The following is a 15,482-nucleotide window of genomic DNA, read 5'->3' as shown; positions in this document are numbered from 1 at the left end:
CTTGACGCATGACTCGCAGGATCCGCATCGGCATCGACACCGGTGGCACCTTCACCGACGTCGTCGCCTTCGACGAGGACTCCGGCGAGATGGTCACCACCAAGACCCCGTCCACGCCGGGCAACCCGGCTGACGGCTTCATGGCCGGCATCGACAAGGTGCTCGGGCTGCTCGGCCTGCCCGAGGGCGACGGGGACGCGATCAGCGCCGTCAGCCACGGCACGACCGTCGCCACCAACCAGCTGCTCGAGGGGAAGGTGGACGCGCTCGGCTACATCACCACCGAGGGCTACGAGGCGATGCTCGAGATCGCCCGACAGTCGGTGCCCGACGGCTACGGCAACTCCTACTTCTGGGTCAAGCCCGACCGGATCGTCCCGCGCCACCTGGTCAAGGGCGTCGGCGGGCGCCTCGACTTCACCGGCGCCGAGGTGCGGCCCTTCGATGAGGCCGGCGCCCGGGCGGTCGCTCGGTGGTTCCGCGACCAAGGCATCAACACGCTCGGCGTCTGCTTCCTGCACGCCTATGCCAACCCGGAGCACGAGGAGCGGGTTCGCGCCGTCCTCACCGAGGAGCACCCGGACGCCGTGGTGTCGCTGTCCAGCGAGGTGCTGCGCGAGTACCGCGAGTACGAACGCGCGATGACCACCCTGGTCGACGCGGCGGTCAAGCCCCGGCTCGCGGCGTACGTCAACAACATCAAGGGACGGCTCTCGGAGTACGCCGGCGCGCGGCGCGTGCCGTTCTACGTGATGAAGTCCAACGGTGGGGTCCTGTCGGCCGACGAGGTCGTGCACCAGCCGATCACCACCGTGCTGAGCGGTCCAGCCGCGGGGGCGCTCGGGGCGGCGCTCATCGCCCAGGTCGCCGGCTTCGACAAGGTGCTCACGAGTGACGGAGGCGGGACCTCCACCGACGTGTCCGTCGTCATCGACGGCGAGCCGACGCTGACGACCGAGGGATCGGTGGGTGCCTACCCGTCCAAGATCCCGATGATCGACGTCGTCACGGTCGGTGCCGGTGGCGGATCCATCGCGTGGCTCTCGCCCGAGGGGACGCTCAAGGTCGGGCCCCACTCGGCGGGCGCCGACCCCGGTCCGCTCTGCTACGGCAAGGGCGGGAGCGAGGTGACGATCACCGACGCGCACGTCGTGCTCGGCCGGATCCCGCCGCACCTGCTCGGCGGCGAGATCCCGCTCGACGTCGAGGTGGCGCGTGACGGCGTGGACCTGCTGGCCTCGAAGCTCGGCCTGACGCCCGAGTCGTGTGCGACCGGCATCCTCGAGATCTCCGCGTGGAACCAGGCCAACGCGCTGCGCCAGGTCACCGTCAAGCGGGGCCTTGACGTCCGCGACTTCACGCTCACGACGTTCGGCGGCTCGGGCTCGTTGCTGCTGTGCCGGCTGATGGACATCCTCGGCATCCCGACGGTGCTCGTCCCGCCCAACCCCGGCAACGTCTCGGCGTTCGGGCTGCTGACCGTCGACGTCAAGAACGACTACGTGCAGACCCACGTCTCCCTCGCCGAGCGCCTCGACGCGGAGGACGTGACCACCGTGTACGGCGCCCTCGCCGCGCAGGCCGCCGAGGCCCTGACCAAGGAGGGGTTCGCGCCCGAGCAGCACGTGTTCCAGAGGACCGCCGACCTGCGGTACTTCGGGCAGGCCTTCGAGGTGCGCGTCCCGGTGCCTGAGGGCGCCCTCGACGCTGGCGCGCTGACCTCGGTGGCCGACGCCTTCCACGCCGAGCATCGCGCTCTTTACGGCTACGACTTCTCCGGCGACGACTCCCAGCAGGTCGAGTGGGTGAACCTGCGGGTCTCGGGAATCGGGCCGATCAAGAGACCTGAGATCCGGCGTTCCTCGCCGCTGGTCGAGCAAGGCGCGCCAGCGCCTGTCACGAGACCCGGTGAGAGTAGGTCGGTCTGCTTCGACGCCGAGGCCGGGTACGTCGACACGCCGGTCGTCTCGCGGGCCGACCTGCTGCCGGGCAGCGAGGTGACCGGGCCGGTGATCATCGAGGAGTTCGGGTCGACGGTGCCGATCCACCCGGGCTTCCAGGTCCGGGTAGACGAGTACCTGAACCTGATCGTGACGAGGAGCCACTGATGGTCTCGACAAGCTCGACCGGCGGATCGCGGCGCGCACCGACCCAGTTCCCGTTCGGCCCGCTGACCCCGGACGCCGGGGCGAGCGCAGACCCGGTGCTCGTCGAGATCGTCCAGGGATCCTTGGCTTCCGTGGAGATGGAGGTCGAGACCGCCATCGCTCGTACCTCTCGCAGCCCGATGATCCGCGACGCCCACGACTTCCGAGCCGGCATCCACGACCGGCTGCTGCGCAAGCTCACCGGTCGCTCGTACTCCGCGCTCGTCCACCCCGTCGCTCGTGACTTCCCGATCCAGGAGATGCGCGAGGGCGACGTGTTCTTCCACAACGACGTCTACCGCTCCGAGGGCGGCATCGGCCACCTGCCGGACCTCTGCGTGACGGTGCCGGTGTTCGCCGGGCCGGACGGCGAGCGCGAGGTGGTGGCGTTCGTGCAGGCCTTCGGCCACCACGACGACATCGGCGGCGCGGTTCCGGGGTCGATGCCGAGCCACGCGACGAGTGTCTTCGAGGAGGGCCTGATGGTGCCGCCGATCCGCTTGTGGGACGCCGGCGTGCCCAACAAGGCGGCCCTGTCGATCATGACCCGCAACTCCCGGATGCCCGAGAGCCTGGCCGCCGACCTCGACGCCGAGTGCTCGGCCTGCCTGATGGGCGCGCGGCGGCTGGGCGAGCTGTTCGACCGCTACGGCGTGGACGTCGTGGAGTCCTGCTTCGACGCGATCATCGACCGCACCACCACGACGTACCGTCGCGAGATCCTCTCCAAGATCCCCGTCGGCTCGTGGGTCTGGGAGGACTACGCCGAGCACGACGGCGTCGACGAGCCGATGCTGCACACGCAAAGGATCACCCTGACCCGCACGGCCGCCGACGACCCCGATGGCGAGCGGATCATCCTGGACTTCGACGGCACGTCGGCACAGGCCAAGGGCCCGATCAACCACTGCGGCGACTACAGCGACGGCGTGTTCCTCAAGAAGTGGCTGGCGCCGATCCTGCGCAACCTGGCCGACACCCCCGAGCGGATGGCCGAGCTCGACGTCAACGAGGGCATCGTGCCGCTGATCGAGATGCGGTTCCCCGAGCCCGGCACCTTGCTGACGCCGGTCTTCCCGGCCCCGACGAACGCGCGCACGTTCGTGATCCTGCGCCTGCTCGGTGTGCTCGCGGGTGTGGTAGCCAAGGCGGTCGACGGCAAGATGCCCGCCGACCAGGAGACGATCCGCTACACGGGTGTGTACGGCGAGGACCTCGACGGCCGTTCCTACCTGATGCGTGAGGTCCTCGGTGGCGGCTCCGGCGGGCGTTACTACGCCGATGGCGAGGACACCATCCACGTCGTCCCCGACTCGCGAAATCTGCCGAGCGAGTTCACCGAGGCGCGCTTCCCGTTCCGCGTCGAGTCGCTGGGGCTGGCGATGGACTCCGGCGGCGCGGGGGAGTACCGCGGCGGGCTGGGGTACGAGAAGCACATCCGGATGCTCAAGGACGCCCACTTCATGTCCATCGCCGACCGCTCGATCCTCGCTTGCTGGGGTGTTCGTGGGGGCCTGGCGGGTGCGCCGTTCGAGGTGACCATCGACCCCGGAGGGCCTGCCGAGCGCCAGGTCGACGCCCTCGCCGACGGCGAGCCGGTGAAGGCAGGCGAGGTGATCCGGATCCGGACGACGGGTGGCGGCGGCTGGGGCTCTCCGTTGGCGCGCGACCCGTCCCTGGTGGTCAGGGACGTGATCTGGCGCAAGGTGTCGGCGCAGGCGGCCCTGAGGTCCTACGGCGTGGTGCTCACGGGCTCGCTCGATGACGACTCCCTCGCCTACGACGCCGACGCGACTGCTGCCGAGCGCGCTGGTCGTGGTCTCGACAAGGTCGACCAGGAGCAGACGCCGTTCTTCGACCGCGGCCCCGGGTACGCCCGGCTCGCCGACGGGGCCGCCTACGCGGCGGTGGACGTCATCGGTTGAGCGCCGGAGATCATGCAGGCATTGCTCGCTACGACGTCGAGAACGAGCAGCCTCGACGGTCTACACCTCGGGTGAGCAGGCAGGCCGACCGCAACTTGTGACCCGTACGGCTGGTCCCTACGCCTTCCGGAGCGGCCGCCGGGGTCACCAGTGTCGGAATCCCCGGATGTCCGGGGATCCCGACCGCCCGACCACCCCGGTCCGTCCAGTCAGTCGTCGAGCCAGGAGCTGAGCCAGGCCTGGAGGCTGTCGGCCTCGGGGACGAACGACGCGGCCCAGGTGGGCTGGCCCGGGGGCAGCTCGTCGTCGTCGTCGAGCTCCTCGAGGTCCCAGTAGACGAGGCGGCCCGTCGTACGGTCGAGCGATACCAGGTCCCAGTCCTCGCCGCTGATCGGCAGCAGGGTGGACGGCCAGTCCTGCCCTTGCGGGCCGACCGGCTCGGACGTCACCTCGCGGTGCTTGTCGAGGAGCTCGTCGAGACTGTAGACGCCGGCGCCCGGACCGACGCCACCGTCGGCAACCTCCAGGTAGAAGCGCCGAAGTTCGCCCGGTAGCGCAAACCCCAGGCGGTGCTCGGCGTCCGCGACAGCAGTCTCGGTGGCGGGAGGCGGCGCGGGCGTCGGGTCGGCCGAGCTGCCGAAGGACACCGGGCCTGAACCGGTCATCGCGTACAGCTGCTTGCCTCCGGTCAGCCTCGAGAGCGCGCCGAGCAGGCCTCCGGCCTGCCTGCCGTCGCCGGTGAGGGCGTTGTGGATCATGCCGGCGAACGGTGAGCTCATGCCCTGCAGGTACTCGTTCACGCCCTCCTGGATGCCCGCCGGCTGCCCAGCCAGCTCGGCTCGCTGCGCGGCCAGAGCATCGCCTACAGAGATGCTCTGCGCTGCCAAGGCGGCGTCTCCCGAGCGGCCGGCGGGATCGAGTGCTCGCGCTCGCAGTCGCTGCACGAGCTCGTCGCTGAGGTTGCCCATAGCGACCTACTGTGCGGCCACCCGCTTGATTCGTCAGCGGTTTACCGGGACTTCCTCCGCTCGGACTTGCCGACGAATCGGCTACTCGGGCTCGTTGCCGCTGTCGTCGCCGAGGCGGTACGGCGTGTCGACGCCGCTGTACATCAGGTGCGCCACGAGTCCTTGAACGGCGTGCTTGAGGTTGTGGCAGTGGTCCATCCAGATGCCGGGGTTGTCGGCGAGGAAGGCGATGGTCAAGGTCTCGTCGTTGTCGACGTCGAGGGAGTCGACCCACCAAGGACTGCCCGTTGCGGCCTTGCCGTCTCGGGCGATGACGACCGCGTGGTGGCCGTGCAGGTGCATCGGGTGCACCTCGCCGCTGTGGTTCTCGATCTCCATGACGACCACGTCGCCCTCCTCGACGAGGTACATCGGCACGTCGGGCCACAGGTGGCCGTTGATCGACCACCAGAAGCCGGGCTTGCCGTCGAGGAATCCCGGACGCCGGCCGATGGAGTAGCGGAAGGTGCGGTCGGGATCGGTCGGGTCGAAGGGCAGCGCCGCCGGTTCACCGTAGGCCAGCATGTCGAGCTTCTCGCGAGGTTGCGGTACCTCTCCCGGGTCCTCGCCGAGGACCAGGGCGGTCGAGCCGATCTGGACGCGAGCCGGCGCGGTCACCTCGAGGTCGTACCTCCCGCCCGCAGGCACCGAGACCCGCTGCCCCTCCACGTCGGTGGGTCCGTTGACGTCTCGTCCGTCGACCGCGAGCACCTGGAACGGACCGGACGTCCAGGCCTGCGCCGCGCCGTTGTCGGTGTTGACGATGCGCACCCGCACCACCGCGCCGGCTGCGACGTCCTCGGTGACCACGCCCTCCTCGCCGTTCAGCGTGCGCGTGCCGCCATAGGTGTGCGTGACGGCGAGCACGTCGGCGTCCTGGGTGGCATCGCGATGATGGACGACGAGCGCCCCGAACAGTCCTCGCAGCACCTGCGTGTGGGACACCTGGTGGGAGTGGTACCAGTAGGTGCCGGGGTCGTCGACGACGAACCGGTAGGTGTGGTCCTCGCCCGCGCGGATCGCGTCCTGGGTGACGCCCGCGACTCCGTCCTCGGCGTTGGGCACGTCGACGCCGTGCCAGTGCACGCTGATGCCCTCGCCCACGTCGTCGTTGTGCACGCGTACTTCGAGCAGGTCGCCCTCAGTGGCCTCGATGGTGGGCCCAGGCGAGGTGCCGTTGAACATGAAGCCGTCGACCTTGCGACCCGAGGCCAGCGTCACCTGCCCCTGCGTGGCGGTGAGCTCGACGACTACGTCGGGCTCGCGGCCGGGGTCGGCGACCAGGTCGGCGACGCTGGTCATCTCGTGCCCGGCATGGCCTGCCGCCATCGAGCCCATCGGCTCCGGGCCGCCGCCCGCGTCGACGTACCCCATGTCCATGACCGAGTAGGTGCCGGGCATCCGGCTGTCCCACCACATCCAGGCCAGGGGGAGGACGATCGCGAGCGCGGCCGCGATGGCGACGAGCTGGCGCCAGCGTGCCTTGACGGCAACCAGCACCTGCGGTGCCGGAGGAGCGGGCTGCTCCTCGGTCACGCAGCGACGGGCGAGCTGGCTGCACCCGCGTCAGCGGTGCGTGCCAACCGTGCGGCGTTCATGGCCGAGCCGAACAGGATGAAGGCGTTGAGGCCGTGGATCAGGCCGATGTAGGGCGCGTCGTGGCCGAGGAGACCGGCGGTGACCTGCACCACGATGGATCCCAGCACGATGCCGGCCCACTTGACGCCGCCCGGCACCTTGGCGAAGAAGGAGATCACCAGCAGCGCGACGCCGAGCAGCGGGATGATCATCATCCCGTTGATGCCGTGCACCATGAACCCGACGACCCCGGTGAACTCGAGGTCCTCCGACTCCAAGGCAGCCTTGTCGACCACGTTGCCGTCGGTGATGTACTTCCCGAGGCCGGCGACGGCGAACACCACCGCCATGGCCTGGATGACGACCTCGACGCAGATGATGCCGGCGAGAATCCGGTACGCGTTCCTCATAGGTAGGCCCCCCTAGCTCGACGTAACGCGAACAGGATGCCGGGTTCTGTGCGTGTTGTCGCGCATTTAGTGCTGCGGAGTCCCGACAGATATCGACCGTGGTGCGCGAGGGCGAGGTCGTAGGTTGCAGCACCATGCAGGTGGTGATCGTCGGAGGGAACGGCAAGACCGGGCAGGCGGTGGGCTCGGCGCTGGTGGAGCGCGGGGTCGGGGCCCGGCCCGTCGGTCGCCGTGAGTGGGGCGCGCTCGCCGATGCACTGCGCGGGTGCGACGCCGCGTACGTCGTCGCCCCGAACTTCCACCCGGACGAGCCGGCGTACGTCGAGCACGCACTGTCGGCCTGTCGTGACGCGGGCATCGAGCGGGTCGTCTACCACTCGGTGGCCTCGCCGTACCTTCCCGAGATGCCGCACCACCTGGGCAAGGCCGAGTCGGAGCATCGGGTCCGCACCTCGGGCCTGGACTGGACGATCCTGCAGCCCGGGGTCTACCTGCAGAACTTCGACCTGAGCGGGGCGCGCCCGATCGAGGTGCCCTACGACGTGCACGCCAGGTTCGGGTTCCTCGAGCTCGCCGACCTGGGCCGGGTTGCGGCGACGGTGCTGGTCCAGGACGGGCACGTGGGGGCAACCTACGAGCTGGCGACCCGCCAGGCGAGTGTCGCCGAGCTCGCCGCCGAAGCCGGCGTCGCCGCCGTGAGGGTCGATGCGAACGATGCGAACGATGCGCCCGAGGGTCTGCGCGCGATGTTCGCCTACTACGACCGCCACGGACTGCCGGCCGGAGCATTCACGCTGCGGGCACTCCTGGCTCGCCCCTAGGGTCGGCCTCATGCTGACGGTTATCACGGGTGGTACGCGAGGCATCGGCGCCGCGACCGCCCATCGGCTCGCGCGCGACGGACACGACCTGGTCCTCGGCTACGCCACCGACGACGCGACCGCCGAGGCCACGGCCGTGAGCCTGCGTGCGCACGGTGGCGCCGTCGACCTCGTGCGCGCCGACGTCACGACCGACGAGGGGGTGGACCAGCTGTTCCGGCGGGCGTCCGGGCTCGGCACGGTCACCGGCCTGGTCAATAACGCGGGAGCCACGCTGCACATCGGGCCACTGGCCGAGACCATGCCGGACGTCGTCCGGCGGACCATCGACCTCAACCTCACCTCGGCCGTGCTGTGCGCCCGCGCGGCCGTCCGGCTGATGAGCAGGAGCCGCGGCGGCCGGGGCGGCGTGGTCGTCAACGTCTCGTCGGGTGCGGCGACGCTGGGCGCGCCCCACGAGTACGTGCAGTACGCCGCGGCCAAGGCGGGCATCGACGCGCTCACGACCGGCCTCGCGATCGAGGTCGCGGGAGAGGGCATCCGCGTGGTCGGCGTCGCGCCCGGCATCGTGAGGACCACGATCCACGTCGATGCGGGCGAGCCCGGTCGTATCGACCGGGTCGGTCCGCTCGTGCCCCTGGGTCGTGTCGGCGAGCCCGCCGAGGTCGCCGACGCGATCGGCTGGCTGATGAGCGACCAGGCGTCCTACGTCACCGGCACCACGCTCCGCGTGGCAGGTGGCCGGTGACGACGGTCCGGGCGGCCCGGGTCGAGGACGAGACCGCGATCGACGACGTCGGCCGCTCCCTCGCCGAGCTCGAGGAGCGCTTCGGCGTCGGCGGCGGCTAGTCCGCGCAGGTTTCGCTCTCGCGCCCCCGCCGCTCGGCCCCGGCCCGCACGATGCGCTCTCATGCGCTTGGGGGGTAGGGCCCGCTCAGCGCAGGAGACCGTCGGCGAGGACGGTGAGGAGCGGACGCGTGGCGTCGGCGTCGAGACCGCCCTGGTCGGCGACGACCGCGACACCACCGGCGAGCCGGCACAGCTGCAGCGCGTCGATGTCGTCGCGCAGGGCGCCCTGGGCGCGCAGGTGGTCGACGACGCGCTGGGTCTGGGTGAGGAGCACGCGAGTCTTGGTGGCGATGGGGGAGTCCTCGACGCCCATGGCGGAGGTGATCTTGGCCGGGCCGCCCTTGTGGAGGCTGATCAGGGCGACGTACGTCTCGAACCACGACACCAGGAACTCACGAGGCGAGCCCTCGTAGACCAGCGCCTTGTCCGTCGCGTCGGTGACGCGGTCGACCCACGCCTGCATGACGGCGTCGAGGAGTGCGTCACGCGAGGGGAAGTGGCGGTAGAGGGTGCCGGGACCGACGCCCGCACGCTTGGCGATGTCGTCGAGCGAGGCGTCGTACCCGCGCTCGCGGAAGACCTCGCGGGCGACCTCGACGATGCGGTCGCGGTTGCGCTTGGCGTCGGCTCGCATGGCTCCCACTTGCTAAACGGAGACAGTCTCCGTATGGTTGGTCCGGTAACCGGAGTCATTCTCCACTAAGTGTACGACGGCCCGTCAATCGCCGCAGCATGCGTGCGGCGAGCAGGGCCAGAACGGATTCTCGTGACTCTCTCCCTGTCTTCTCTGCCTCGCCCCACCGCCGACCGGGCGCGCACCGGCGTGCTGATCGTGCTGATGGCCCAGCTGATGCTGGTGCTCGACGCGACGGTCGTGAACGTCGCCCTCCCGCGCATCGACGCCGACCTCGGGTTCGGCCCTGCCTCGCTGAGCTGGGTGCTCAACGCCTACACCCTCGCCTTCGGCGGCCTGCTGCTGCTCGGCGGCCGGCTCGGCGACGTACGTGGTCGGCTCGTGGTCTTCCAGGTCGGGCTCGCCGTCTTCGTGCTCGGCTCGCTGCTCGGGGGGCTGGCGCCGACCCCGGACCTGCTGGTCTCCGCTCGTGCCCTGCAGGGCATCGGCGCGGCGCTGGCTGCGCCGAGCGTGCTCGCGCTGCTGACCACGGGTGCCCGCGACGACGCCGAGCGCAACCGCGCGCTCGCACTGTTCGGTGCCGTCTCCTCGGGTGGCGCCTCGATCGGGCTCCTGCTCGGCGGCCTGCTGACCGACCTCGCCTCGTGGCGGTGGACCCTGTTCATCAACGTGCCCATCGGTGTCGCCGTGCTGATCCTGGCTCCGATGTTCGTGGCCGAGACGCCGAAGCGGCCAGGTCGCTTCGACATCGTCGGCGCGGTGACCGCCACGCTGGGTGCCGTCTCGCTCGTGTGGGCGCTGATCGGCACTCCCGAGCACGGCTGGACCTCGGTCCGGACCGTCGGCGGCTTCGTGGTCGGCGTACTCGCCCTGGTCGCCCTGACGGTCACCGAGCGCCGAGTGGCGCACCCGATGATCCAGCCGAGCCTGCTGCGTGACCGCACGCGGGTCGCGGCGCTGGCCATGATGGCCCTGGTCGTCGGGGCGCAGCTGTCGATGTTCTTCCTCGTCGTCCAGTACGTCCAGCGCGTCCTCGGCTTCGGCCCGCTCGCGTCCGGGTTCGCCTTCCTCCCCTTCAGCCTGGGCATCTTCACGATGTCCCGGTTCACGCCGTGGCTGATGGCTCGGTTCGGTGCGCTGCGGCTGGTCGTCACCGGCGCCACGGCGCTGACGGTCGGCTACGTGCTGCTCAGCAACGCCGACGCCGACGGCACCTACCTGGGTGCGGTGTTCGTGCCGATGCTGCTCGGTGGCCTCGGCGGTGCGCTCTGCTTCATGCCCATCACCGCCACCGTCCTCGCGGGCGTCGAGCCCGAGCACGCCGGCGCGGCGAGCGGCATGCTGCAGACCACCCAGCAGCTCGGCAGCGCCGTCGGGGTCGCGGTGATCGTGTCCGTGTACGCCGCCCACGCGGTGCCGGGCGAGTTCCTCCCCGGAGCCCACGAGGCGTTCTTGACCTCCGCCCTCTTCTCCGGCGTGGCCGTGATCGTCGCCGGCACCTTGCTCTACCTCCGGCGCCGCCCCGTCGACGTACCCGAGGAGACCGGCGAGCTGGAGGCTCTCGTGGACGCCGCCTGAGCACCCGCCCCCCGCCACTTGTAACGCGGGGTTGTGGCCTCTGATCACGCGCCGCGGCACGTGGTCAGGGGGCATAACCCCGCGTGACAAGTGCCTGTCGGTGCCCTGCGGCAGGATCGCCGCCGTGCGGGAGGTACGGCGAGAGGGCGGCGGCATCGGGGCGCTGCAGGGTGCGGCGCTGACGCTCGGTGCCCTGATCGGCACGGGCATCATCTCGCTGCCCTCGTTGGCTGCCGAGGCCGCCGGTCCCGCGAGCCTGGTGGCCTGGGGCCTGTTGCTGCTGGTCTCGGTCGCGTTCGCGGCGTCGTTCGCCGCCCTCGGGTCCCGGTTCCCCGACGGGGGCGGTGTCACGACCTACGTACGCCGGGCGTTCGGCGACCGGGCCTCGACCGCGATCGGCTGGGCCTTCTTCTTCACCATCCCGGCCGGGGCGCCGGTGGCCGCCGGCTTCGCGGCCCACTACGTCGCCGACGCGCTGGGGCGCGGCCGCGAGACGGCGCTGGTCGTCACTGCCCTGATCCTCGTGGTGGTGACGGCTGTGAACTGGTTCGGCATCGAGGCGTCGGCCCGCAGCCAGCTGGCGATCGCGGCCGTCCTCGCGACGCTGCTGGTGCTGGTGATCGTGCTGGCACTGCCGCAGGCGAGCCCGGACAACCTGACGCCGTTCGCCCCGCACGGTGTCTCGGGCATCGGCCGTGCAGCCGGCATCCTGCTCTGGGCGTTCGTGGGATGGGAGATCGTGGCGTCGCTCTCGGGGCGCTATCACACGCCCAGCCGCGACATCGCCCGCGCGGCCGCCGTGGCGCTCGTGGTGGTGGCGGTGCTCTACGTCGGCGTCGCGTTCTGCACCGTCGCCGTGCTCGGTCCCGACCCCGGGCCGGCGCCGCTGTCCGACCTCCTGGTGACGGCGCTCGGCGAGCCGGCCCGGCCGGCCATGACCGTGGTCGCGGTGCTGCTCACCATCGCGACCATCAACACCTACTTCGCCGGAGCGGCCGAGCTTGGTGCGTCGCTGGCGCGCGACGGCTCACTGCCCACGTGGCTGGCTGCTCGCGGCGGTGCCCAGCAGGTGCCGCGAAGGGCCCTCGGGCTGGTCGCCGGGCTCGCGCTGCTCACCACCGCGCTGCTGGGACTGCTCCGCCGCGACACCGACGCCACGTTGCTGATGACGACAGCGACCTTCGCCCTGGTCTACCTCGCCGGCACGGCGGCTGCCACACGTCTGCTGGCTGGCTGGGGCAGGCTCGCCGCGGTCATCTCGGTCACGGCCTCGGTCGGCCTCGTCGCGGTGGCCGGCTGGCGGGTGCTGGCGCCGGTGGTCGTGGGCGTGATCGGGGTGCTCTGGACGCTTCGGCGCCGAAGACCCGTAGCCGCCGCTGGCAACCGTTGACAGCGCCGACCGGCGTCGTTGGCGGTTCGTGCCGTGGGTGCGGTTCGTCCGCGCCGTTAGGTTCGTGGCCATGAAGGTCCTCCTGGCGCTGGGCGGCAACGCCATGACCAACGCCGAGGGACGGGCCCGCCCCGAGGACCAGATCGCCGCGGCCGAGGTCGCCATGGCATCCGTGGCGGCGCTGCTCGAGACGGGCGCCGAGGTGGTGATCACCCACGGCAACGGCCCCCAGGTCGGCAACCTGCTGGTCAAGAACGAGCTCGCCGCCGCCGTGGTGCCCCCCGTCCCGCTCGACTGGTGCGGTGCGCAGACCCAGGCCACGCTCGGGTTCGTGCTGATGGACGCCCTCGACGCCGAGCTCGCCCGACGCGGCCTCGAGAAACCTACGGCGGCGCTCGTGACGCGTGCGCTGGTCAGCCTCGACGACCCGGGCTTCGCCAAGCCCACCAAGCCGATCGGCAGGTTCCTCCCTGCCGACGAGGCGGCCGTGCTGGTCGAGCACGGCGAGACCTGGGAGGACCGGGGCGAGAAGGGCTGGCGGCGCGTGGTCGCCTCGCCCGAGCCGAGGGAGATCCTCGACGCGCCTGCGGTCCGGGCCCTGGTGGATGCCGGCTTCGTCGTGGTCGCCAACGGTGGCGGCGGAATCCCGGTCGTCCGCGAGGACGACGGCTCGCTGCGCGGGATCGAGGCCGTGATCGACAAGGACCTCGGCGCGGCGTTGCTCGGCCAGACGCTGGGCACCGAGGTGCTGGTGATCGCCACCGACGTGTCCCACGCAGTGCTGCGTTACGGCACGCCCGAGGCCGAGGACATCGGTCGCGTCGGGGTCTCGCAGCTGGAGGCCTTCGCCGCAGACGGCCATTTCGCGTCCGGGTCGATGGGCCCGAAGGTGGATGCCGCCTGCCGATTCGTGCGCGCCACCGGCAACCCGGCTGTGATCACCGACCTGGACAGCATCGTCGACGCGGTCGAGGGCCGCGCCGGCACCGTCGTACTGCCTGACTGACCGCCACGAAAGGACTCCCCATGCCTGCTGCGATCGAGGTCCGCAAGGTGCCGATCCACTCCGTCGCCGACGCCTCCGAGCTGACCAAGCTGATCGAGGCGGGCGTGATGGACGCCCGTCGGGTCATCGCCATCATCGGGAAGACCGAGGGCAACGGCGGCGTCAACGACTACACGCGGATCATCGCCGACCGGGCGTTTCGCGAGGCACTGGTCGCGGCGGGCGCTCCGGCCGACCAGGTCAAGCAGGTCCCGATCGTGTGGTCGGGCGGCACCGACGGTGTCATCAGCCCGCATGCGACGATCTTCGCCACCACCGACGCGGAGCCGTCCGACGAGCCGCGACTGACGGTCGGCTTCGCGATGAGCGAGCAGCTGCTGCCCGAGGACATCGGCCGCACGCCGATGATCGAGAAGGTCGCTGCTGCGGTGCGGATCGCCATGGAGCGGGCAGGCATCACCGACCCGGCCGACGTCCACTACGTGCAGACCAAGACCCCCCTGCTGACGATCCACACGATCCGCGACGCCAAGTCGCGCGGCAAGACGGTGTGGACCGAGGAGACGCACCAGTCGATGGACCTCTCCAACGGCTGTACGGCGCTCGGCATCGCCGTCGCGCTCGGCGAGATCGAGATGCCGACCGATGCCGACGTGATGCACAACCGCTCGCTCTACTCCTCGGTGGCCTCGTGCTCGTCGGGCGTCGAGCTCGACCAGGCGCAGGTGGTCGTGGTCGGCAACGCGACAGGCGTGGGTGGGCGCTACCGCATCGGTCACTCGGTGATGAACGACGCCCTTGACCAGGACGGCATCTGGGAGGCCATCCGCTCCGCGGGCCTCGAGCTGCCCGACCGGCCGCACACCGCCGACCTGGGCGGCAGGCTCGTCAACGTCTTCCTCAAGTGCGAGGCCTCTGCCGACGGCCAGGTGCGTGGTCGGCGCAATGCGATGCTCGACGACTCCGACGTCCACTGGCACCGCCAGATCAAGTCGTGCGTCGGTGGCGTGACTGCTGCGGTCACCGGTGACCCTGCCGTCTTCGTCTCCGTCTCGGCCGCCCACCAGGGCCCCGACGGTGGCGGGCCGGTCGCGGCGATCGTCGACCTGGGGTAGACGCTGCCTCAGAGGTCGAAGACGAGCAGCGTCGAGGTAGCCGTGGCGACGACGGCGCCGGACTCGTCGGTCACCTCGCCCTCGGTGAACCCGACGCGGGAGCCGGCGCGCACGACGCGGCCGGTCGCGGTCAGCCGACCCGAGGACGACCGCACCGCCTTGAGGTAGCTGACCTTGATCTCGACCGACGTGTAGCCCTTGCCCGCTGGCAGGGTCGTGTGGAGCGCGCAGCCCAGGGCCGAGTCGAGGAGCGTGCAGACGATGCCGCCGTGCACGACTCCGATCGGGTTGTACATCGACTCGTCGGGGGCGAGCGTGAAGACCGCGGAGCCGGACGACACCGACACCAGCGACATCCTCAGGAGCGACGCGATCGGGGGGCCCGGGAGCTCGCCGGCGACCATGCGCTGCAGGAAGTCCAGCCCCACCTCGCCACGGCCAGCGGCCGCCGTCACCATCGGGTCGTCCCACGTCACCGTCCTCGAGCGGACGGTGGCTTCGGTCGAGGTCATGCGTCCTCCTCGAGGGGCGCCCAGCGGCGCCGTTTCAGGTCGGGGTCATCGGGGGACACGGCATGGCGCCGCCCCCACACGAGCAGCGCTTCGAGCACGGGCAGCAGGTCGCGACCCGACGGCGTCAGGTGGTACTCGTAGCGAGGCGGGGCGGACTGGTACTGACGCTTCTCCAGCACCCCGGCCTCGACCAGCGTGGCCAGCCGTGAGGCGATCCGGTCCCGCGGCGCGCCGGTGCCCTCGACGATCTCGTTGAACCGCCGGGCGCCCAGGCCCACCTCCCGGACGACGAGCAGGGCCCACCGCTCGCCCACCACCTCGAGCGAAGCGGCGATGGCACAAGGCCGACCGGGGAGAGAGGCAAGCGCGACGAGACCCACGTCTCGTTGTGCTGTCGGCGTCACGGGCCCACTGTGCGGCGAGTGAGTTCGAAAGTCAAACTTAGTCGTGGTACGTCGGCCCCGACGCTCTGCGCCCAGGCGGTTGCTCTGGTCGGACGCGAGCGGACCG

Annotated in this window: 14 protein-coding genes; 8 read left to right on the top strand and 6 right to left on the bottom strand. The window is 70.9% G+C overall.

From position 1 onward, the window contains the following. Positions 1-8 precede the first annotated feature (8 nt). Both ISU10_RS01045 and ISU10_RS01040 read left to right on the top strand, forming a co-directional pair. Complete coding sequence (locus tag ISU10_RS01045; RefSeq protein WP_194694485.1) at positions 9-2,108, top strand: hydantoinase/oxoprolinase family protein; 2,100 nt, start codon at positions 9-11, stop codon at positions 2,106-2,108. Beyond that, the gene (locus ISU10_RS01040; protein WP_194694484.1) at positions 2,108-4,072 is read left to right on the top strand and encodes a hydantoinase B/oxoprolinase family protein; all 1,965 of its coding nucleotides are present in this window, start codon (positions 2,108-2,110) and stop codon (positions 4,070-4,072) included. Before ISU10_RS01045 ends, ISU10_RS01040 begins: the two co-directional genes overlap by 1 nt. A gap of 209 nt (positions 4,073-4,281) precedes the next feature. Here ISU10_RS01040 and ISU10_RS01035 read toward each other — a convergent pair whose 3' ends face one another. From ISU10_RS01035 to ISU10_RS01025, 3 genes are all read right to left on the bottom strand, one after another. Further along, on the bottom strand, positions 4,282-5,040 hold the full coding sequence (locus ISU10_RS01035; protein WP_194694483.1) for an SMI1/KNR4 family protein: 759 nt from the start codon (positions 5,038-5,040) through the stop codon (positions 4,282-4,284). A gap of 81 nt (positions 5,041-5,121) precedes the next feature. Beyond that, positions 5,122-6,615, bottom strand: a complete 1,494-nt coding sequence (locus ISU10_RS01030; RefSeq protein ID WP_370864496.1) for a multicopper oxidase family protein — start codon at positions 6,613-6,615, stop codon at positions 5,122-5,124. Continuing rightward, the gene (locus ISU10_RS01025; protein WP_194694482.1) at positions 6,612-7,067 is read right to left on the bottom strand and encodes a hypothetical protein; all 456 of its coding nucleotides are present in this window, start codon (positions 7,065-7,067) and stop codon (positions 6,612-6,614) included. The genes ISU10_RS01030 and ISU10_RS01025 overlap by 4 nt, the downstream gene beginning before the upstream one ends. A gap of 143 nt (positions 7,068-7,210) precedes the next feature. On the opposite strand from ISU10_RS01025, the gene ISU10_RS01020 reads away from it, so the two are divergent. Next, a complete protein-coding gene (locus tag ISU10_RS01020; RefSeq protein ID WP_194694481.1) occupies positions 7,211-7,888 on the top strand; it encodes an SDR family oxidoreductase in 678 nt (225 codons plus the stop codon). Between the two features lie 10 nt (positions 7,889-7,898). Beyond that, positions 7,899-8,636 (top strand): SDR family oxidoreductase, encoded by a 738-nt coding sequence (locus tag ISU10_RS01015; RefSeq protein ID WP_194694480.1) that lies wholly within the window; start codon positions 7,899-7,901, stop codon positions 8,634-8,636. 186 nt (positions 8,637-8,822) lie between these two features. On the opposite strand, the gene ISU10_RS01010 is transcribed toward ISU10_RS01015, so the two are convergent. After that, positions 8,823-9,371 (bottom strand): TetR/AcrR family transcriptional regulator, encoded by a 549-nt coding sequence (locus tag ISU10_RS01010; RefSeq protein WP_194694479.1) that lies wholly within the window; start codon positions 9,369-9,371, stop codon positions 8,823-8,825. 132 nt (positions 9,372-9,503) lie between these two features. On the opposite strand from ISU10_RS01010, the gene ISU10_RS01005 reads away from it, so the two are divergent. From ISU10_RS01005 to bar, 4 genes are all read left to right on the top strand, one after another. Next, complete coding sequence (locus ISU10_RS01005) at positions 9,504-10,949, top strand: MFS transporter (protein ID WP_370864494.1); 1,446 nt, start codon at positions 9,504-9,506, stop codon at positions 10,947-10,949. A gap of 124 nt (positions 10,950-11,073) precedes the next feature. Continuing rightward, on the top strand, positions 11,074-12,339 hold the full coding sequence (locus ISU10_RS01000; protein ID WP_194694478.1) for an amino acid permease: 1,266 nt from the start codon (positions 11,074-11,076) through the stop codon (positions 12,337-12,339). A 70-nt stretch (positions 12,340-12,409) separates the two neighbouring features. Beyond that, the gene (locus ISU10_RS00995) at positions 12,410-13,345 is read left to right on the top strand and encodes a carbamate kinase (RefSeq protein WP_194694477.1); all 936 of its coding nucleotides are present in this window, start codon (positions 12,410-12,412) and stop codon (positions 13,343-13,345) included. A 20-nt stretch (positions 13,346-13,365) separates the two neighbouring features. Beyond that, a complete protein-coding gene (gene bar, locus ISU10_RS00990) occupies positions 13,366-14,460 on the top strand; it encodes a barbiturase (RefSeq protein ID WP_194694476.1) in 1,095 nt (364 codons plus the stop codon). A gap of 8 nt (positions 14,461-14,468) precedes the next feature. On the opposite strand, the gene ISU10_RS00985 is transcribed toward bar, so the two are convergent. Both ISU10_RS00985 and ISU10_RS00980 read right to left on the bottom strand, forming a co-directional pair. Further along, positions 14,469-14,972: a PaaI family thioesterase gene (locus tag ISU10_RS00985; protein ID WP_194694475.1), complete on the bottom strand. Its 504-nt coding sequence runs from the start codon at positions 14,970-14,972 to the stop codon at positions 14,469-14,471. Beyond that, positions 14,969-15,376, bottom strand: coding sequence for a winged helix-turn-helix transcriptional regulator (locus tag ISU10_RS00980; protein ID WP_370864492.1), 408 nt, complete (start codon positions 15,374-15,376; stop codon positions 14,969-14,971). The genes ISU10_RS00985 and ISU10_RS00980 overlap by 4 nt, the downstream gene beginning before the upstream one ends. Positions 15,377-15,482 lie beyond the last annotated feature (106 nt).

Source organism: Nocardioides agariphilus (genome assembly GCF_015352445.1).
Lineage (GTDB): Bacteria > Actinomycetota > Actinomycetes > Propionibacteriales > Nocardioidaceae > Nocardioides > Nocardioides agariphilus.
Note: the sequence above shows the minus strand (reverse complement) of the source record. Positions and strands in the feature narration are given on the sequence as shown.